The organism is Bacillus sp. FSL K6-0268 (assembly GCF_038005425.1).
Classification (GTDB): Bacteria; Bacillota; Bacilli; order Bacillales; family Bacillaceae_G; genus Bacillus_A; species Bacillus_A thuringiensis_S.
Window position 1 is genome coordinate 4,710,545 of the sequence record NZ_JBBOTF010000001.1, and the last position, 20,924, is coordinate 4,731,468.

Below are 20,924 nucleotides of genomic sequence, written 5' to 3' on the forward strand. Positions count from 1 at the left end.
TAATAAATATTGTCGATAGGGCAACGGCGCTAACGAAGAAAAGAAAATAACATATGCGGGTGTAGTTTAGTGGTAAAACAAGAGCCTTCCAAGCTCTGGTCGAGAGTTCGATTCTCTTCACCCGCTCCATGTCCCAGTAGCTCAGCCGGATAGAGCATACGCCTTCTAAGCGTACGGTCGGGAGTTCGAATCTCTCCTGGGACGCTAACAAAAACCTTGTTATCTTTTGATAACAAGGTTTTTGTTTGTCTAAAAATTGATGTTTGGGTTATAAGTGTAGTTCATTCTTAATATCTGCGACCTTTCCTTCGATATTAAGCAGTTGCATATGTACTTCTTTTTCTTAAATAAAAAGAGCGCCGTTTATCCCGCTATTTGCCGGGCAGTAAGACCCCCAACTCAAAATTCAGCGGAAGCAAAGAAGTTAGGTGGGGTCGGGCTGTCCGTAAAAGTCCGATTGGTGAGGGTTGATTAAAGTTACACTTTATGCGCCCTGTTCCTCATATTTAATTTAAAGAATCAATAGGCTTATGGTAGAACTCAAATCCATATCCAGATTCTCCTAATTGTTCACTTGCAATGTTATAAAAGTTTTTACCATTCTAGTGTGATTGAGTAGCCGTTATCGGAACTTATCCCTGATAGTGTGTTACAATTAATAGAAGCGGAAAACGAGAATCTCCAATTGACTGGACGTGTGATTAGTTGGACAGTTTAAGAAGGTTGTATAAAAAGGGAGATGGCGCAAAGATGGCGAGAACAAAAGAGAATGATTTAACGGAGAAATTGGCAGAAGGTCAACGGAAATATGGTGACGGCAACTTTACAGTACAGAACATCGGTGATGAAACTAATCCGAATTGGACTGTCGTAAAAAATGTGAGGAAGGGATCGGCAGGCATTCGCGAAGGAGAAGATATATTAAGACTGCGATCAAAATATATAAAATAGTACGGAATGGGCGGAGCGGGAGTTCGAATCTCTCCTGGGACGCTAAAAAAACCTTGTTATCTTTTGATAACAAGGTTTTTTGTTTTAAATTAGTTATTAATAAACTTCTCAAATACAAAACCATAATCTTTCACATTGTATTGTTTCTTCGTATCAACAAGCCAGTTAAAGGCAATCTCGTTCATCTCTTTAAATTGCTCTGCTAAGTTTACTTGTGCGTTTGAAATACGGCTGAAAGCATTAGATGCCATATCTAAACTTTTATGTGCATATTGTAAAGTAATGTCGTTGTCGTATGAAATTTCTTCAATTTTAAGTAAAGCCTTATATAAATCTTTTAATTCTTCAATATGTTTTTTATGAACATCAATTGAGTAATGCTCATCTCCCATTTGAAACTTAATTTCTATATCTAAATCAATCGTTCCTGCAGTTTCAAGTGCTACGTTTTTAATTTGATATTTACTATAGCTATAGCGGCGCAGTGTGCGTTTTTTACTTGTTGCGCTTGTACCATCTAGGTGGAGTAATCCTTTGTTTGTGAAGCAATATTCATCTGATTTGGATTTAATTAGAAAATAAATTTTCTCTCCATCTTCGTGCATCACGTAATCATCAGCATCAACTTTATCGTAATCTTTCGGTGTAATGACAGAACCTACATCGCTTAACCCTAAAACATCAGCAGCTACTTTTTTGAACATATATAATCCCCCTTGTAAATTAAATTCTTAATTGTACAAAAATATATTAACATGATTTTCATTTTTTGTTTTCTTGTAATACGAAAATATCTGAAGGTAAGTTAAGAAAAGTAACGCATAATTATTTTGATCCTAAATTATTTAGTAAATCTATTAGTCTAAGAGTCGATTCGCCGAAAAGTAACCAAGAGAAAAAAGCTAATTTTGCAAGTGATTATAGAGAAATTTCGTGAAAGCACCTCAAGCGATATGAGGTGTTTTTCAATCCCTTTTTGAAATCTTACAATTCTGTAAGGTAACTGTAAGGTAGTTCGATGGTAAGAAATTGCTAATCTTTTATAATGAAGATAACAACGATAAAACGAGGAGGAAGAAATGATGAAAGGGTTAGTTGTAACGGGCTTAACGGTTGCTTTTGGATTTGTAGCGTATGAGAAATTAACGTATGTAGTCGATGTTGTGAAACATTTGATTGCTTAGAGAAAACAGCTATGAGAGGGAAAGGGAATGAGTGAATGAATGGAATGGTTATTTGGAATTATAGGTACTTGTAGTGTAGTGTTATTGTTCTTTGTCCCAAGTGGTATACTTAGTTCGACAACAAGTTTGTTCTTCTTAAGTTTGTTTGCTTGTACGATGCTTATTATTATGTTTTTAATGAAGCGAAGTAAACCAATCTTCTATTTTAGCATGATTGTTATGGCAATTATTGTTCTCCAAATTATTACCCTTGTAATATACCCCACAATTATAAAAGCTTTCCATTAATGATGAATCCTCTGCGCTTGTTGCTGGGGATTTTTATTTGTACAATTTTAATTTTTAGTAGAGATTTACTCGTATCGGAATATAAAAATTAAATATTTTTATATTTCAAACAAATGATTTAGGGATGTTGTGTTCTCATTACGCATTTGATATATTTACTTTGAGCATAATTAAAATCAAGAAAAAGAGGCGGACGTATGGATAAAAAAGAAAATACGGTCGTATTGTTTCCACAACTATCAGAGCGCTATATTGATGAAGGTTTTTTAGCGCTGAAAGAGCGGAAATTCGAAGATGCATTGCGTTGCTTTGAAATATTACGTCAGTATAATGCGGAAACGGAACAAACGGAATTAGCTTCAGTTATTTGTTTACTCGAATTAAAACGTATGGAAGAAGCGAAAGATAAATGTGAACAGTTGCTTAAAACAGGAGTTGTCTTATTTGGTGATATTCTTGAAACGTACGTAACAATTTTAGTTCAAACAAATGATTATGAAGGTGTTATTGAAACTGTTGAAAAGGTTTTACAAACGAAAGATATAATGCCTGATCAAAAGGAAAAATTAGCGCAGCTTGCTTTATTTGCAGAAGGTATGCTAAATGAGGGAGACGCATCGCTAGTGGATTCAAACTTTGAATTAGATGAGTTTACTAATGAAATTTTTGGAGAAAACTTTGGACAGAAGCTAAGAGCGATTCAGCGACTTTCGTTAAAAGATTTAGATCTTGCATTACCTGTTTTAAAGAAATTTTTAATAGACGAAGAGCAGCACCCCTATTTGAAAACTTCTATTTTGTATAAAATGATAGAAAGTCAGGTAGAAGAAGAAATAGAGGTAGAAAAGTTTGGAAATACGATTAAGGTGATTCCAGCATTTACAGGTCATAATGAGGAGCAATCCAATAACATTATACATAAATTATCAAGCCGATTAGAGCAAAATTATCCCGATATATTTGAAGCGATGGTTACATATTGGAAAGAGTTGCAAATTAGCGTTTTCCCATTCGCTCTATTAATGGATAAAGAAGAGATTTGGTCAGCTGTTTTAGAGAGAATTGGAAGAAAGCGTTTCGGATTGGCTATTGATGAAGAAGAGCTTATGGCAGCATATAATATCGAATTGGAAGAGTTTCATATTGCCTATCAATGGTTATTACGTGTTGAAAGAGAAGGATATTTGCCCGTATAATTATGAAAAAGAATCGTTCAGTTCTTGAAACGAGCATATTCTATGTTATAATGTAAGGGTTGCAAAAGGCAGAAATCTGCCTGTTTGTAAGAGAAGAGAAGTGCAATTCTCTTACTTAATATGTTTCATATTATTCTCGAACAAAATATACCGTAGTTGTCTTCTGGGCAATTAGTAGATTGGAACATTATATCTGAAAGCTTTTGCTAGAGGGTTATTTGTGTATTTGTTATTTCAAAAAAGAGATAATGAAGATTTTAATCTATAGAGGTATGTGCATACATTATTATAGTTGGAGGGAAAGAATAAATGTCTACAAAATGGGAAAAATTAGAAGGTAACGTTGGCGTTTTAACAATCGAAGTTGATGCTAAAGAAGTAAACAACTCTATCGACGCTGCGTTCAAAAAAGTAGTAAAAACAATTAACGTACCAGGTTTCCGTAAAGGAAAAATGCCTCGTCCATTATTCGAACAACGCTTTGGTATTGAATCTTTATACCAAGATGCTTTAGATATCATTTTACCAAAAGCATACGGTGAAGCGATTGAAGAAGCTGGTATCTTCCCAGTTGATCATCCTGAAATCGACATCGAGAAGTTCGAAAAAAATGCTAACCTTATCTTCACTGCAAAAGTTACAGTGAAACCTGAAGTTAAATTAGGTGAGTACAAAGGTTTAGCAGTAGAAAAAGTTGAAACAACTGTAACTGACGAAGATGTAGAGAACGAATTAAAATCTTTACAAGAGCGTCAAGCTGAACTAGTTGTTAAAGAAGAAGGAACTGTTGAAAACGGTGATACAGCTGTAATCGACTTCGAAGGTTTCGTTGATGGCGAAGCATTTGAAGGCGGAAAAGGCGAAAACTACTCTCTAGCAATCGGTTCTGGTACATTCATCCCAGGTTTCGAAGAGCAAGTAATCGGTCTTAAATCTGGTGAGTCTAAAGACGTTGAAGTATCATTCCCAGAAGAGTACCATGCTGCTGAATTAGCTGGCAAACCAGCAACATTCAAAGTAACAATTCACGAAATCAAAACAAAAGAACTTCCTGAGTTAAACGACGAGTTCGCTAAAGAAGCAGACGAAGCGGTTGCAACTCTTGATGAATTAAAAGCAAAACTTCGCACAAACTTAGAAGAAGGCAAAAAGCACGAAGCTGAGCACAAAGTACGTGACGAAGTAGTAGAATTAGCTGCTGCAAACGCTGAAATCGAAATTCCAGAAGCTATGATCAACACTGAGTTAGATCGTATGGTTCGTGAATTCGAGCAACGTTTAAGCCAACAAGGTATGAACCTTGAGCTTTACTACCAATTCACAGGTACTGACGCTGACAAATTAAAAGAGCAAATGAAAGAAGATGCACAAAAACGTGTAAGAATCAATCTTGTTCTTGAAGCTATCATTGAAGCTGAAAACATCGAAGTTACTGAAGAAGAAGTAACTGCAGAAGTTGAAAAAATGGCTGAAATGTACGGTATGCCAGTAGACGCTATCAAGCAAGCTCTTGGAAGTGTAGACGCTTTAGCTGAAGATCTTAAAGTGCGTAAAGCTGTAGACTTCTTAGTAGAAAACGCTGCATAATAAAATAACAAGGCACGATTTTAATCGTGCCTTGTTTTATAAATATAGAAATATATTTATAAAACTTTTCGATGGAGAAGGAAATGTTCCTTTACAAGTCGAATATACATATTTCAAAAGTTTTAAAATTTTTTTATTTGTACATAACTAGTCATATTATTTGTATTTCTCGCCACGTAGTGACATAATATGTATTTACATACGATACATTTATCGTGTACATACGAAGGCAAGAGGTTAGCACTTTGTAAGGGGTGTGAAAATATGTTTAAATTTAATGATGAAAAAGGGCAATTAAAATGTTCTTTCTGTGGTAAAACACAAACGCAAGTTCGAAAGTTAGTGGCAGGTCCAGGTGTTTACATTTGTGACGAGTGTATCGAACTTTGTACTGAAATTGTACAAGAGGAGCTTGCGAAGGACGAAGAAGTAGAATTCAAAGATGTACCGAAACCGGTAGAAATTCGTGAAATCTTAGATGAGTATGTCATCGGGCAAGATAGCGCGAAAAAAGCACTAGCGGTAGCGGTATATAATCATTACAAACGCATTAATTCTAACAGCAAAATTGATGATGTAGAATTAGCGAAGAGTAATATCGCACTTATCGGGCCAACAGGTAGTGGTAAAACATTACTGGCACAAACGTTAGCGCGTATTTTAAATGTTCCATTTGCAATCGCGGACGCAACATCTTTAACAGAAGCTGGATATGTTGGGGAAGATGTAGAAAATATCTTACTAAAATTAATTCAAGCAGCTGATTATGATGTAGAGAAAGCGGAAAAAGGAATCATTTATATTGATGAGATTGATAAAGTGGCACGTAAGTCCGAAAATCCATCAATTACACGTGATGTATCTGGTGAAGGTGTGCAGCAGGCACTTCTGAAAATTTTAGAAGGTACTGTAGCAAGCGTTCCACCTCAAGGTGGTCGTAAGCATCCGCACCAAGAGTTCATTCAAATTGATACAACGAACATCTTATTCATTTGTGGTGGAGCGTTTGATGGCATTGAGCCGATTATTAAACGTCGCCTTGGTGAGAAAGTAATTGGATTTGGTTCTGAGAAGAAAAATGCTGATGTAAATGAGAAGCATGTTTTATCTCACGTATTACCAGAGGATCTTTTAAGATTTGGTTTAATTCCAGAGTTTATCGGTCGTCTTCCAGTTATTGCGAACCTAGAGCCACTTGATGAAGATGCTCTTGTTGATATTTTAACGAAACCGAAAAATGCACTTGTTAAGCAATTCCAAAAACTATTGGAGCTTGACGATGTTGAGTTAGAGTTTGAAGAAGGTGCACTAATCGAAATTGCGAAAAAAGCAATTGAACGTAAAACGGGTGCTCGTGGACTTCGTTCTATTATTGAAGGCTTAATGCTTGATGTAATGTTCGAACTTCCATCTCGTAAAGATATCGAGAAGTGTATTCTTACAAAAGAAACAGTAGCTGATAATGAACCGCCAAAATTGGTGTTACAAGACGGTACTGTACTTGATACAAAAACATCTGCATAATGCGAAAGGGAAACAGCAATTTTTATAATTGCTGTTTTTCTTTATGTTTAGCTACGTTCCTCCGCGGAAATACTAAGAGATAAAATATTGCGGGAGGAAATAAATAATGAGCTGGACAAATATATTTTTAGTTGTTCAACTTGTTTTTGGTGTAATTGTCGGATTATATTTCTGGCATTTACTTCGAAATCAACGAACACAAAAAGTTTCAATTGATCGAGAATCGAAAAAAGAATTAGAACAGCTTCGTAAAATGCGTGAGATTTCTTTAACAGAGCCGCTAGCAGAAAAGGTGCGTCCTACAACCTTTTTAGATATTGTAGGGCAAGAGGACGGGATTAAGTCGTTAAAAGCGGCTCTTTGTGGTCCGAATCCGCAACATGTAATCATATATGGCCCGCCAGGTGTTGGGAAAACAGCGGCAGCACGTCTTGTATTAGAAGAAGCGAAACGAAATCCTAAATCTCCATTTCGTACGAATGCAACATTTATTGAACTTGATGCGACGACAGCTCGGTTTGATGAACGTGGTATCGCAGACCCTTTAATTGGTTCGGTGCATGATCCGATTTATCAAGGTGCTGGGGCGATGGGACAAGCAGGTATTCCGCAACCGAAAAAAGGTGCTGTAACAGATGCGCATGGTGGTATTTTGTTTATTGATGAGATTGGCGAACTCCATCCGATTCAAATGAACAAAATGTTAAAGGTGTTAGAAGATCGAAAAGTATTTTTAGAAAGTGCGTACTATAGTGAAGAAAATACGATGATCCCAACATATATACATGATATTTTCCAAAAAGGCTTACCGGCAGATTTTCGCTTAGTTGGAGCAACGACACGTTCGCCAGAGGAAATTCCTCCTGCTATTCGGTCACGTTGCTTAGAAGTATTTTTCCGTGAATTAGATACGGAAGAAATTCAAAAAGTAGCGAAAAATGCCGCGGAAAAAGTAGAAATGCAAATAGGCGAAAATGGTATTGAAATGATTGGGATGTATGCAAGAAATGGACGAGAAGCGATTAATCTCGTGCAAATCTCTGCTGGTATGGCGATAAATGAAGAACGTTCTTTCATTAAAGATGAAGATATAGAGTGGGTTGTTCACTCAAGTCAGCTTACACCGAAATACGAAAAGCACATTTATCCGATTCCAAGGATTGGTCTTGTAAATGGTCTTGCTGTATACGGACCAAATACAGGTGCGTTATTAGAAATTGAAGTAACAGCAATTCCGGCGAAAGATAAAGGGTCGGTAAATGTTACCGGAATTGTAGAAGAAGAAAGTATTGGTAGTCAAACGAAATCGATTCGCCGTAAAAGTATGGCAAAAGGCTCTGTTGATAATGTATTAACAGTACTTCGTTCTTTAGATGTGTTGCCAGAAGGATACGATATACATATTAATTTTCCAGGTGGTATCCCAATTGATGGACCTTCTGCAGGAATCGCTATGGCAACAGGTGTATATTCTGCGGTGCATCGCACATATGTAAATAATGAAGTAGCGATGACAGGTGAAATAAGTATACACGGAGAAGTAAAGCCTATTGGTGGCGTGTACGCAAAAATAAAAGCTGCGAAAAAAGCGGGAGCTAAGAAAGTCATTATTCCTGCTGAAAATATGCAACCATTTTTGTATACTATAAAGGGAATCGAAATTATTCCTGTCCGTAAGTTAAAAGAAGTATTTGAGTTAACATTTATGCAAGAAAATGCGCATAGAGAGCTAGATGTACATACTAACGTAGACGAAACAGATGCACAATCTATGTAAAAATAAACAATAATAAAATTTGCCAGACTTCGTTTAAGTTTGTATGCTTAATCGGAGTCTTTTTTCTTTTCGTGAGGTAGAAAAATAAGCTATTTATAATTGTGAGGAATCTCAGCAATTGCATCTAGGTGTATTGTAATATAAAATAGTTGAACAGGAGTTTAATTTATTATGGAGGTGCTATGTCTAGTATGAATACGAACGAAAGAATCGTGCCCCTCCTACCATTAAGAGGCGTTCTCGTATATCCAACGATGGTTTTGCATCTTGATGTAGGACGTGATAAATCGATACAAGCACTAGAGCAGGCGGCAATGGATGAAAATATCATCTTTTTAGCAATGCAAAAAGAAATGAATATCGATGATCCGAAAGAAGATGACATATATAGTGTAGGTACAGTGGCGAAAGTCAAGCAAATGTTAAAATTGCCGAACGGTACGCTTCGTGTCCTTGTGGAAGGTTTACATAGAGCAGAAGTAATAGAGTTTATCGAAGAAGAAAATATAGTACAAGTGTCTATTAAAACGGTAACTGAAGAAGTAGAAGATGATTTAGAAGAGAAAGCTCTTATGCGTACGTTACTGGAGCATTTCGAACAATATATTAAAGTTTCGAAAAAAGTTTCAAATGAAACATTTGCAACGGTAGCTGATGTAGAAGAACCAGGGAGATTAGCTGATCTAATTGCTTCTCACTTGCCGATTAAAACGAAGCAGAAACAAGAGATTCTAGAGATTGTATCTGTAAAAGAACGATTACATACACTTATTTCAATTATTCAAGATGAACAAGAGTTACTTAGCCTAGAAAAGAAGATTGGACAAAAAGTGAAACGTTCAATGGAGCGCACGCAAAAAGAATATTTCTTACGTGAGCAAATGAAGGCGATTCAAACTGAACTTGGCGACAAAGAAGGTAAGGGCGGAGAAGTAGAAGAACTTCGTGAAAAAATTGAACAGTCAGGAATGCCTGAAGAAACAATGAAGGCTGCGCTGAAAGAATTAGATCGTTATGAAAAGTTACCAGCAAGTTCTGCGGAGAGTGGTGTTATTCGCAATTATATTGATTGGTTATTAGCGCTTCCGTGGACAGAGGCAACAGAAGATATAATTGATCTTGCTCATTCAGAAGAGATTTTAAATAACGATCATTACGGTCTTGAAAAAGTGAAAGAGCGTGTACTTGAATATTTAGCTGTACAGAAGTTAACGAATTCATTAAAAGGACCTATCCTTTGTTTAGTAGGCCCTCCTGGGGTCGGCAAAACTTCGTTAGCGCGTTCAATTGCAACATCATTGAATCGTAAATTTGTCCGTGCATCTCTTGGTGGTGTGCGTGATGAATCTGAAATTCGTGGTCACCGCCGTACATATGTTGGAGCAATGCCAGGACGCATTATTCAAGGTATGAAAAAGGCGAAAACAGTTAATCCAGTCTTCTTATTAGATGAGATTGATAAAATGTCTAACGATTTCCGTGGAGATCCATCAGCGGCATTACTTGAAGTATTAGATCCAGAACAAAACCATAACTTCAGTGATCATTACATTGAAGAACCATATGATCTATCGAAAGTTATGTTTGTAGCAACCGCTAATACACTTTCAAGTATTCCAGGTCCATTACTTGACCGTATGGAAATCATTTCGATTGCTGGCTATACAGAACTTGAAAAAGTACACATTGCTCGTGAGCATTTATTGCCGAAACAATTAAAAGAGCATGGCTTACGAAAAGGTAATTTACAAGTGCGTGATGAGGCGCTTCTTGAAATTATTCGTTATTATACACGTGAGGCTGGTGTTCGTACGCTAGAACGCCAAATTGCAAAAGTTTGCCGTAAAGTAGCGAAAATTATCGTTACAGCAGAACGTAAACGTATCGTTGTGACAGAGAAAAAGATTGTTGATTTACTTGGTAAACACATATTCCGTTATGGGCAAGCTGAAAAAACAGACCAAGTTGGTATGGCAACAGGTCTAGCTTATACAGCAGCAGGCGGCGATACACTTGCAATTGAAGTTTCTGTAGCGCCAGGAAAAGGGAAACTAATTTTAACGGGGAAACTTGGGGATGTTATGAAAGAATCAGCACAAGCTGCGTTTAGTTATATACGCTCTCGTGCAGAAGAGCTTCAGATTGACCCGAATTTCCATGAGAAAAATGATATTCATATTCATGTTCCAGAAGGAGCAGTTCCAAAAGATGGACCGTCAGCAGGTATTACGATGGCAACGGCACTTATTTCTGCACTAACAGGTATTCCTGTAAGTAAAGAAGTAGGTATGACAGGTGAAATTACACTTCGTGGTCGTGTATTACCAATTGGTGGCTTAAAAGAAAAAACATTAAGTGCTCACCGCGCAGGCTTAACAAAAATTATTTTGCCAGCAGAAAACGAGAAAGATTTAGATGATATTCCAGAGAGCGTAAAAGAAAACCTTACGTTTGTGCTTGCATCTCATTTAGATGAAGTATTGGAGCACGCATTAGTAGGAGTGAAACAATGAAAGTAACAAAAGCAGATATTGTAATTAGTGCTGTTAAACCAGAACAATATCCAGACAGTGATTTACCAGAAATTGCATTAGCAGGTCGTTCAAATGTCGGGAAGTCTTCCTTTATTAATAAAATTTTAAATCGTAAAAAGTTAGTGCGTATTTCTTCTAAACCAGGAAAAACGCAAACACTGAACTTTTTCTTAATCAATGAGATGATGCATTTTGTTGACGTTCCAGGTTATGGATATGCGAAAGTGTCTAAATCGGAGCGCGCGGCATGGGGGAAAATGATTGAAACGTACTTTACAACGCGTAAGCAATTAGACGCAGCTGTATTAGTAGTTGATTTACGTCACCAACCAACAAGTGATGACGTGATGATGTATGATTTCTTAAAGCATTATGAAATCCCAACAATTATTATTGCGACGAAAGCCGATAAAATCCCGAAAGGGAAATGGCAAAAGCATTTAAAAGTTGTAAAAGAAACGCTTGCTGTTGAAATTGGCGATGAAATCGTTCTATTCTCTTCTGAAACAGGACTTGGAAAAGAAGAAGCGTGGAAGGCAATTCATAAAATGACAAAAACAAAAAACGCGTGACGAATGTCGCGCGTTTTTTTCTTTATATAAGCTGTTAACGTACGTTTAATGTAACTTCAATATTACCTCGTGTTGCTTTAGAGTAAGGACATACACCGTGAGCCGCTTCTACAAGTTCTTTTGCTTCGCTATGTGAAACGCCAGCGACATGTACATCAAGCACGGCAGATAGGCCAAAACCACCATCTGTATCTTTTCCGATAGAAACGTGAGCGGTTACTTCTGTACTTTCTACTTTCATACGTTTTGTACGAATGACAAGTTGTAATGCACTATCAAAACAAGCTGCATAACCAGCTGCAAATAGTTGTTCTGGATTTGTTGCTTCTCCGCCTGCACCACCTAGTGCTTTCGGCATTTTTACATCATGATTTAATATGCCATCATCTGAAACTACTTTCCCATTTCTTCCACCTGTTGCTGTTACTGAAGCAGTATATAATTTATCCATATTTATTCCCCTCGTATATTAATATTTAAGCCCTATCTCAGGCTTAGTTTTTCTCTCTAATAAGAGTCCAGTAATAAAGAAAATACTTGGACGTCTCAAGATATTTCTAGATAATGGTCTTAGGATCATTTGGGACAATTCTGTATTCCCCTGTGGATTTACCACACGAAAAGAGTGTTTCTCAGTGAACGCGCGGGGCTCCCTACTCGCAGGCTGAGCAGCCTGATCCTCGAACCTAGATGTTAGTAGCTCTAGGGCGGCTTTCGATTCAGGACTAGCTCTTATACACGAGGTTGTTGGTCGGCGTACACACTAGAGATATCTCGAGACGTCCAAGCAATGATTCTAAATCGAAAGGAGGTCTCTTACGTGAGATTATTTGTTGGTCTAGATGTAAGTTCGTTTGATATGAAAGTTTGCTTTTTAAATGGTGAAGGAGAAAAGCTAGATTCTTTTTCAGTCAGTAATGACTTACCAGGTGCACAGGTACTTAAAGAACGATTATTACAGTGCACAACCAATCAAGAGGTTGAAACTTTAAAAATCGGCTTAGAATCTACATCTGTTTACAGTTTTCACCCATCCATGTTTCTCCATCATGACGAAGACTTAAAAAGATTTGGCACAAAGGTATTTCTTCTAAATCCAAAACAAGTCGCAAACTTCAAGAAAAGTTATTCAGACATGAATAAGACTGACGAAATTGATGCCTTTGTCATCGCTGATTATTTACGATTTGGGCGAAATCAAATGTCCATCGTGAAAGAAAGTCAATACGTGGCATTACAGCAATTAACAAGAGCTCGTTATCAACTCGTTAGAATGTTGACAAAGGAGAAACAACATTTTCTACAACACCTAAGTTATAAATGTAATACGTTCTCACAAGAAGTCGATTCTTCTATATTTGGTAACGCCATGATGGAATTGTTCCTTGAAAAATTCAGTCTAGAAGAGCTAGCTGACATGCCTTTAGAGGAACTCGCTGAGTTCCTACAGGAAAAGAGTAAAAATCGATTTGGTGACCCGAAATGTGTCGCATCAACCATTCAAAAGGCTGTTCGCACGTCGTACCGTTTAGATAAGGTGGTAGAAGACTCAATCGATATTCTTTTAGGAACATCAATCGAAATCATTCGTACCTATCAAAGACAAATTAAAGAACTAGAAAAATCTATTAAGCGGATCATGGCTGGATTAACGCAAACATTAGAATCCATTCCTGGAATCGGGCCTATATATGCCGCTGGTATTATCGCTGAAATTGGCCAAATCGAAAGATTTGACGATGAAACCAAAATCGCAAAATATGCCGGGTTATATTGGCGTACATACCAGTCTGGCCGGTTCACCGCTGAAAATACTTCATTATCTCGTAATGGGAATCATTACTTGCGGTATTACTTAGTTGAAGCCGCCAACTCTGTAAGAAAGCATGTATTGGAATACCAAGAATATTACGCAAAAAAGTATAATGAAGTACCAAAACATCAACACAAACGTGCACTCGTTCTAACCGCAAGAAAATTTGTGCGATTGGTGGATGCGCTACTACGTAATCACCAACTCTTTACGCCTGAAAGGTGTGTGAAAGTGTGACATAAAACTTGTCATCGCTACCTTTCAATCAATTCCAGTATTTTACATGCGGTGCTGGTCTAGTTTCGTGATGTCTTTTTTAAGCAATTTGTCCTTTGATAACTTCAAAATATATTATTTTTCAGTTGACATACTACCGCAGGTCTTTTCCATCATTAATTGTTTTCATTGTTTCAATTAGTTTATTTAGCTCAATTAATAAAGAGCGATATTCTTGCTCTGTAATTCCTAAATTTGTAGCCATCGTTGTCGGTAATGAACAAGCCTTTTCCTTTAAATCTTTGCCTTGTTCTGTTAATTCAATACAAACTTTTCGCTCGTCTTCTTTGGAACGAACACGTTTTACAAGTTTTAATGATTCCATTCGTTTTAACATAGGTGTTAACGTACCGGAATCTAAAAATAGACGTTCTCCAATTTCTTTTACTGTTAGTCCATCTTGCTCCCATAGTACGAGTAAAGTAATGTACTGGGGATACGTAATACCCATCTCTTCTAAATAAGGTCGATAAAAACGAGTAACCTCTCTAGAACAGGCATAAATAGAAAAACAAAGTTGGTTATCTAGATGCAAAGAGTCCTCTGTCATACATAACTCCCTTCTAATTAAGTTGTGCACAATTTAATTTTGTAAAATCAATATAACGAAAAAGAAATAAAATGTCAAATACATTGTATTGAGAAAGTGTTTGCTACATTTTGGAACAATCATACATATTTTCCTTCATGATGAAAGAAGATAGGAAAGATGATGTTATAATTTATATGGAATAGTTTCCATCACTTGATTATGAGGACTTTTTTTGGTAACGTACAAATAGAGTTATTAATTTATAATCATTATAAAGTAGAAGATTTTTTTATTAGTTTACTGAATCTCCTTTATTACATACGGAGAATAATTAAAAAATAATCGGTTGTTCACACGATTGTCAGATTCATAAGAGGAAAGTTGTATTATGATAGTAGATAAAGTGATAAAACGGGTGAAGGGGGACATGCTGCGTGCATATTCTTGTTGTTAGTGTAAATTATCGAACAGCCCCTGTAGAATTTCGTGAGAAACTCACATTTCAGGCAGCAGAGCTAGAGCGAGCGATGACTACATTACAAAATCAAAAGAGCGTGTTAGAGAATGTCATTGTATCAACTTGTAATCGCACTGAGATTTATGCTGTTGTCGATCAATTACACACGGGACGGTATTATATTAAGAAGTTTTTAGCTGATTGGTTTCAGCTTGAAATAGAAGAAGTCGCGCCATATTTAACTATTTTTGAACAAGATGGTGCAATAGATCATTTATTCCGCGTAACGTGCGGTTTAGATTCGATGGTAGTCGGAGAAACGCAGATTTTAGGTCAAATAAAAGATAGCTTTTTAGAAGCGCAACAAGTTAAAGCAACAGGCACAATTTTTAATGAATTGTTTAAGCAAGTCATTACATTAGCAAAACGTGCCCACTCAGAAACAACAATCGGGGAAAGTGCAATGTCTGTTAGTTATGCTGCTGTTGAGCTTGGAAAGAAAATATTTGGCGAGTTAACAGATTGTCATGTGCTTATTCTTGGTGCTGGTAAAATGGGCGAACTTGCACTGCAAAACTTATATGGAAGTGGTGCTCGTAAAGTAACAGTTATGAATAGGACACTTTCGAAAGCAGAAGTAATGGCTGAGAAATATATGGGACATGCAAAATCGTTAAGCGAATTGCAATGTGCATTATTAGAAGCAGATATTTTAATTAGTTCAACTGGTGCATCTGAGTATGTCATTACGAAAGAGATGATGACAAAGGTGGAGAAAATGCGCTCTGGTCGCCCTTTATTTATGGTTGATATTGCAGTACCACGTGATATTGATCCAGCGATTGATGAGTTAGAAGGTTCTTTTTTATATGACATTGATGATCTGCAAGGAGTAGTGGAAGCAAATCGTGCTGAGCGTTTGAAAGAAGCGGAGAAAATTCAATTTATGATTGAAGAGGAAATTGTTCTATTTAAAACGTGGTTAAGTACACTTGGTGTTGTTCCATTAATATCAGCTCTTCGTGATAAGGCACTTGCAATCCAAAGTGAAACGATGGTAAGCCTAGAGCGAAAAATACCAAACCTTAGTGATCGTGAGAAAAAAGTCATTAGTAAGCATACGAAAAGTATTATTAATCAATTATTAAAAGACCCAATTTTAGTAGCGAAAGAAATAGCTGCTGAAGAGGGAGCGAGCGAAAAATTAGCGTTATTTGCGAAGATTTTCGATTTAGAAACGGAAGAAGTAGAGAGTCGTGCGGAAGAAGTAGAACATAAAAGAGTGTGGACACCATCCGTTCCATCTTTATAATTTGGAAGGATGATCGGATGAGTTTTTTAAATAACAGTATTATTTATCATATTGCAATTATTTTATATGCTTGTAGCATTAGTTTATATTTTATAGATTATTTCCAAAGTAACCGAAAGGCGAACCGATTTGCTTTTTGGTTACTTTCGATTGTATGGGTATTGCAGTCTATTTTTATGTTGCTTAGGGCGACAGATTCAGAAACGAACCCCATTTTAACTTTATTATCAGGGATTTATTTTTATGTTTGGTTATTGATTACGATGTCGTTAGTCATAAATCGATTTATGCGCGTTGACTTTTTAGTCTTCTTTACAAATGTTGTTGCATTTGGCGTAAGCGCTTTTTCTATTTTTACACCGCTCGGAAAGATGTCGCCAGTACTTGCAGAGCAATTAGTTTCAGAACTTGTATACGTGCATGTTGGAATGGCGATTATTTCTTATGCAACGTTTACGGTATCATTTATTTTTTCTATTATGTATTTACTGCAATATCGCCTATTAAAAAAGAAAAAGTGGAATGCGAGATTAAGAAGGTTAGGGAATTTACCGAAGCTTGAATCTACGTCTTACGGATTAAATTTATTTTCTGTTCCATTTTTCTTACTAGCAATTTTATTAGGATGTATATGGGGATATACAAAATTAGATAATTTTCATTGGTATGATACGAAAGTAATTGGTTCGTTTGTCGTTCTATTTGTATACTGTGCGGGCTTGTATTTAAGAGCGGCAGATGTATTGCAAGGGAAGAAAATTGTACTGTGGAATGTAGGGGCCTTTCTCGTAATGCTAGTTAACATTTTTTTATTAAGTAGTTTATCTAATTTCCACTTTTGGTATTTATAATGAGGAGAGAGAATTATGCGCAAAATTATTGTAGGGTCACGAAAGAGTAAGCTAGCATTAACACAAACAAACTGGTTTATTGATCAGTTAAAAGCACTTGGTTTACCATATGAATTTGAAGTGAAAGAAATTGTCACCAAAGGTGATGTGATTTTAGATGTTACTCTTTCAAAAGTAGGCGGAAAAGGTTTGTTCGTTAAAGAAATTGAGCATGCGTTACTTACGAAAGAAATCGATATGGCTGTACATAGTATGAAAGATATGCCAGCCGTACTTCCAGAAGGGTTAATGATTGGCTGTACACCAAAGCGTGTTGACCCTCGTGATGCTTTTATCTCAAAAAATGGAGCATCGTTTAAAGAGTTAGCGGAAGGTGCTATTTTAGGTACGAGTAGTTTAAGACGTAGTGCACAGCTACTCGCTGCGAGACCAGATTTACAAGTGAAGTGGATTCGCGGAAATATCGATACACGTTTACGTAAATTAAAAGAAGAGGATTACGATGCGATTATTTTAGCGACAGCTGGATTACAAAGAATGGGCTGGGATGATGAAGTTATTACAGAACATTTAGATGAAACGTTATGTGTACCTGCTGTAGGACAAGGTGCATTAGCGATTGAATGTCGTGAGGATGATAAGGATTTATTGCAGTTGTTAGCGCATATGAATGATGCGATAACAGAAAGAACAGTGGCAGCGGAGCGAGTATTTCTTCATAAACTTGAAGGTGGATGTCAAGTTCCAATCGCTGGATATGCAACCCTTAAAGAAAACGATACAATCGAATTAACAGCTCTTGTTGGCTCTATGGATGGCTCTGTTTTATTAAAAGAGACAGTAGTAGGTACTAATCCTGAGGAAGTAGGATTAGAAGCCGCGGGCCGTTTAATTAAACAAGGCGCCAAAGAACTCATTCTTGCTGCAAATAAGGAGCAACAATAAATATGAACGCTCTCGCTGGAAAAACGGTATTGATTACACGTGCCCAGCATCAAGCGAAACAAATGAGTGTAGCAGTGAAAGAAAAGAGCGGAATTCCATTGGAAATTCCGCTTTTGCATATGGAAGGTATGTCTCATAGGCAAATTCAACATATTGAAGGGCAGCTACATTCGTATGACTGGGTTATTTTTACGAGCAGAAATGGTGTAGCTTTTTTTCTAGATAGTTTGAACAAGAAACTACCGCTAACCATTAAAATTGCTGCGGTAGGTGTGAAAACAAAATTAGAGTTAGAAAAAAGGGGCTATCAAGTTCATTTTGTTCCAACTTCATTTGTTGCAGAAGCATTTGCAGAAGAGTTTCTAAAAGAATTAAGTGGAAACGAACGTATTTTATTTCCGAAAGGGAATATAGCAAGAGAGGTAATTCCGGTTGCACTTCGGGAAATTGGTGTTTCTCTAGATGAGCTAATCGTATACGGTACGAAAGTGAATATAGAAAAAAAGCAAGAGCTTATAGCGGCATTGAAGTTAGGGAAAGTAGACATTATTACATTTACGAGCCCTTCAACTGTTACTAGTTTTGTTCGTTTACTTGAGGGTGCAAACTGGAGAGAATGGACAAAAAAATGTACAATTGCTTGTATAGGACCTATTACGGAAAAAGAGGCAAGCCGTTATTTTCCGTCTGTTATTGTGCCGAAAGAGTACACTGTAGAAGCATTACTACAATGTGTTTGTGAATCTATAAAATGAAAGAATGGGGATAGAAATCTATGAACTCTTTACAATTTAATCGTCATCGTCGTTTAAGACAAAGCGGTAGTATGCGTGCACTTGTGCGTGAAACGTTTTTACATACGGAAGATTTTATTTACCCTATTTTTGTATTAGAAGGTGAAAATGTTCGTAATGAAGTTCCTTCTATGCCAGGCGTATATCAAATGTCTTTAGATTTATTGCAAGCTGAAATGCAAGAAGTTGTTGATTTAGGTATTCGTTCTGTTATTGTATTTGGTTTACCTGCTGAAAAAGATGAAGTTGGATCATCAGCATATTGTGATCATGGAATTGTACAACGTGCTATTCAACAAATTAAAGGCGATTTCCCTGAGCTAGTAGTAGTTGCAGATACATGTTTATGTCAATTTACAAGTCATGGTCATTGCGGTGTAATTGAAGATGGTATTATTTTAAATGACGAGTCTCTTGCAGTTCTTGCGAAAACAGCTGTAAGTCAAGCGAAGGCAGGAGCGGACATTATTGCGCCATCAAACATGATGGACGGCTTCGTAACAGCAATTCGCCATGCATTAGATGAAAATGGTTTTGGACACGTGCCAGTTATGTCGTACGCTGTGAAATATTCATCAGCGTTTTATGGGCCATTCCGTGATGCTGCGCACGGTGCGCCGCAATTTGGTGACCGTAAAACATATCAAATGGACCCAGCGAACCGTATGGAAGCATTCCGTGAAGCAGAATCAGATGTAATGGAAGGGGCTGATTTCTTAATTGTAAAGCCAGCTCTTTCTTACTTAGATATCATTCGTGATGTGAAAAATAACTTTAATTTACCAATCGTTGCTTACAACGTAAGTGGTGAATATTCAATGATTAAAGCGGCAGCGCAAAATGGTTGGATTAATGAAAAAGAAGTTGTGCTTGAAAAATTAATTAGCATGAAACGTGCAGGAGCAGACTTAATTATTACGTATCATGCGAAAGATGCAGCAAAATGGTTGCAAGAAGGAGGCGTTAAATAATGAAAAAGTTTGATAAGTCAATTGCAGCGTTTGAAGAGGCGCAAGATTTAATGCCTGGTGGCGTAAATAGCCCAGTTCGTGCCTTTAAGTCTGTTGGGATGAATCCGTTGTTTATGGAGCGTGGTAAAGGCTCTAAAGTATATGATATTGATGGAAATGAATACATCGACTACGTATTATCATGGGGGCCTTTAATTCATGGGCATGCAAATGATCGTGTTGTTGAAGCGTTAAAATCTGTTGCTGAAAGAGGTACAAGCTTCGGTGCACCGACAGAAATCGAAAATAAATTAGCGAAACTTGTTATTGAGCGTGTACCATCGATTGAAATTGTCCGCATGGTTAACTCTGGAACAGAAGCGACAATGAGTGCACTACGTTTAGCTCGTGGTTATACAGGCCGTAATAAAATCTTGAAATTCATCGGTTGTTACCACGGTCATGGTGATTCGTTATTAATTAAAGCTGGTTCTGGTGTGGCGACTCTAGGTTTACCAGATAGCCCTGGCGTACCAGAAGGTGTAGCGAAAAATACGATTACAGTAGCTTATAATGATTTAGAAAGTGTGAAATACGCTTTTGAACAATTCGGTGATGATATTGCTTGTGTAATTGTAGAACCAGTGGCAGGGAATATGGGTGTTGTTCCTCCGCAACCAGGATTTTTAGAGGGACTTCGTGAAGTAACAGAACAAAACGGTGCACTGCTTATTTTTGATGAAGTAATGACAGGATTCCGTGTTGCTTATAACTGTGGACAAGGTTACTACGGTGTAACACCTGATTTAACTTGTTTAGGTAAAGTAATCGGTGGTGGCTTACCAGTAGGAGCGTACGGTGGTAAAGCAGAAATTATGCGCCAAATTGCGCCAAGCGGACCGATTTATCAAGCTGGTACTTTATCAGGTAACCCACTTGCAATGGCAGCAGGTTATGAAACGTTAGTACAGTTAACGCCAGAATCGTATGTAGAATTTGAGCGTAAAGCTGAAATGTTAGAAGCTGGATTACGTAAAGCAGCTGAAAAACATGGCATTCCACATCATATTAATCGTGCAGGTTCTATGATTGGTATTTTCTTTACAGATGAGCCCGTTATTAATTACGATGCAGCAAAATCTTCAAACTTAGAGTTCTTTGCGGCTTACTATCGTGAAATGGTAGAACAAGGTGTATTCTTGCCACCATCTCAATTCGAAGGTTTATTCTTATCGACAGCACATAGTGACGCAGATATTGAGGCGACAATTGCAGCGGCTGAAATTGCAATGTCAAAATTAAAATAATGTATTAGGGAAAAATCGCTCTCCATAAGGGGAGCGATTTTTTTTATTCATAAAGTAAGCTTTCCCTACATAAA

General features: G+C 37.1%; 18 protein-coding genes and 2 tRNA genes. 17 read left to right on the top strand and 3 right to left on the bottom strand.

What is annotated here, in order from left to right; all coding sequences use genetic code 11:
• Positions 1-55 precede the first annotated feature (55 nt).
• The 3 genes from MHI28_RS24555 to MHI28_RS24565 all read left to right on the top strand — a co-directional run bounded on the left by MHI28_RS24555 (position 56) and on the right by MHI28_RS24565 (position 951).
• Positions 56-129 (top strand) — tRNA-Gly (locus tag MHI28_RS24555).
• A gap of 1 nt (position 130) precedes the next feature.
• Positions 131-204, top strand: a tRNA-Arg gene (locus tag MHI28_RS24560).
• Positions 205-750: 546 nt separating this feature from the next.
• Entirely contained in the window at positions 751-951 is a 201-nt protein-coding gene (locus tag MHI28_RS24565; protein WP_000124591.1) for a hypothetical protein, read from the top strand.
• Between the two features lie 89 nt (positions 952-1,040).
• Here MHI28_RS24565 and MHI28_RS24570 read toward each other — a convergent pair whose 3' ends face one another.
• Positions 1,041-1,655: a PH domain-containing protein gene (locus MHI28_RS24570; RefSeq protein WP_000475213.1), complete on the bottom strand. Its 615-nt coding sequence runs from the start codon at positions 1,653-1,655 to the stop codon at positions 1,041-1,043.
• 519 nt (positions 1,656-2,174) lie between these two features.
• On the opposite strand from MHI28_RS24570, the gene MHI28_RS24575 reads away from it, so the two are divergent.
• From MHI28_RS24575 to ysxC, 7 genes are all read left to right on the top strand, one after another.
• Positions 2,175-2,423, top strand: a complete 249-nt coding sequence (locus tag MHI28_RS24575) for a hypothetical protein (protein WP_001983650.1) — start codon at positions 2,175-2,177, stop codon at positions 2,421-2,423.
• Positions 2,424-2,620: 197 nt separating this feature from the next.
• On the top strand, positions 2,621-3,619 hold the full coding sequence (locus MHI28_RS24580; protein WP_000358275.1) for a hypothetical protein: 999 nt from the start codon (positions 2,621-2,623) through the stop codon (positions 3,617-3,619).
• Positions 3,620-3,928: 309 nt separating this feature from the next.
• Positions 3,929-5,206, top strand: a complete 1,278-nt coding sequence (gene tig, locus MHI28_RS24585; RefSeq protein WP_000105215.1) for a trigger factor — start codon at positions 3,929-3,931, stop codon at positions 5,204-5,206.
• Positions 5,207-5,470: 264 nt separating this feature from the next.
• Positions 5,471-6,730 (top strand): ATP-dependent protease ATP-binding subunit ClpX, encoded by a 1,260-nt coding sequence (gene clpX, locus MHI28_RS24590; protein WP_000472289.1) that lies wholly within the window; start codon positions 5,471-5,473, stop codon positions 6,728-6,730.
• Between the two features lie 106 nt (positions 6,731-6,836).
• Positions 6,837-8,507, top strand: coding sequence for an ATP-dependent protease LonB (lonB, locus tag MHI28_RS24595; protein ID WP_000119171.1), 1,671 nt, complete (start codon positions 6,837-6,839; stop codon positions 8,505-8,507).
• A 182-nt stretch (positions 8,508-8,689) separates the two neighbouring features.
• Positions 8,690-11,020 (top strand): endopeptidase La, encoded by a 2,331-nt coding sequence (lon, locus tag MHI28_RS24600; RefSeq protein WP_000097281.1) that lies wholly within the window; start codon positions 8,690-8,692, stop codon positions 11,018-11,020.
• Positions 11,017-11,613 carry a ribosome biogenesis GTP-binding protein YsxC gene (gene ysxC / locus MHI28_RS24605; protein ID WP_000869118.1) on the top strand — a complete coding sequence of 199 codons (597 nt, stop codon included), beginning with the start codon at positions 11,017-11,019 and terminating at the stop codon, positions 11,611-11,613. The genes lon and ysxC overlap by 4 nt, the downstream gene beginning before the upstream one ends.
• 34 nt (positions 11,614-11,647) lie before the next feature.
• Here ysxC and MHI28_RS24610 read toward each other — a convergent pair whose 3' ends face one another.
• A complete protein-coding gene (locus MHI28_RS24610; protein ID WP_340828319.1) occupies positions 11,648-12,064 on the bottom strand; it encodes an organic hydroperoxide resistance protein in 417 nt (138 codons plus the stop codon).
• 369 nt (positions 12,065-12,433) lie between these two features.
• On the opposite strand from MHI28_RS24610, the gene MHI28_RS24615 reads away from it, so the two are divergent.
• Entirely contained in the window at positions 12,434-13,663 is a 1,230-nt protein-coding gene (locus tag MHI28_RS24615) for an IS110 family transposase (RefSeq protein ID WP_100909797.1), read from the top strand.
• Between the two features lie 133 nt (positions 13,664-13,796).
• Here MHI28_RS24615 and MHI28_RS24620 read toward each other — a convergent pair whose 3' ends face one another.
• Positions 13,797-14,252 (bottom strand): MarR family winged helix-turn-helix transcriptional regulator, encoded by a 456-nt coding sequence (locus tag MHI28_RS24620; protein WP_098902493.1) that lies wholly within the window; start codon positions 14,250-14,252, stop codon positions 13,797-13,799.
• A gap of 416 nt (positions 14,253-14,668) precedes the next feature.
• Here MHI28_RS24620 and hemA point away from each other — a divergent pair, with 416 nt between their 5' ends.
• Genes hemA through hemL form a run of 6 tightly spaced genes read left to right on the top strand, consistent with a single transcriptional unit; the run spans position 14,669 to position 20,850 of the window.
• Positions 14,669-16,003, top strand: coding sequence for a glutamyl-tRNA reductase (gene hemA, locus MHI28_RS24625; RefSeq protein WP_000547868.1), 1,335 nt, complete (start codon positions 14,669-14,671; stop codon positions 16,001-16,003).
• Positions 16,004-16,020: 17 nt separating this feature from the next.
• On the top strand, positions 16,021-16,854 hold the full coding sequence (locus MHI28_RS24630; RefSeq protein ID WP_000009002.1) for a cytochrome c biogenesis protein: 834 nt from the start codon (positions 16,021-16,023) through the stop codon (positions 16,852-16,854).
• A gap of 15 nt (positions 16,855-16,869) precedes the next feature.
• Entirely contained in the window at positions 16,870-17,799 is a 930-nt protein-coding gene (gene hemC / locus MHI28_RS24635; RefSeq protein WP_001226403.1) for a hydroxymethylbilane synthase, read from the top strand.
• 2 nt (positions 17,800-17,801) lie between these two features.
• Complete coding sequence (gene hemD / locus MHI28_RS24640; RefSeq protein ID WP_000992324.1) at positions 17,802-18,554, top strand: uroporphyrinogen-III synthase; 753 nt, start codon at positions 17,802-17,804, stop codon at positions 18,552-18,554.
• 20 nt (positions 18,555-18,574) lie between these two features.
• Positions 18,575-19,564: a porphobilinogen synthase gene (gene hemB, locus MHI28_RS24645; RefSeq protein ID WP_001087080.1), complete on the top strand. Its 990-nt coding sequence runs from the start codon at positions 18,575-18,577 to the stop codon at positions 19,562-19,564.
• Positions 19,564-20,850 (top strand): glutamate-1-semialdehyde 2,1-aminomutase, encoded by a 1,287-nt coding sequence (hemL, locus tag MHI28_RS24650; protein WP_000712938.1) that lies wholly within the window; start codon positions 19,564-19,566, stop codon positions 20,848-20,850. The genes hemB and hemL overlap by 1 nt, the downstream gene beginning before the upstream one ends.
• The last annotated feature ends 74 nt before the right edge of the window (positions 20,851-20,924 follow it).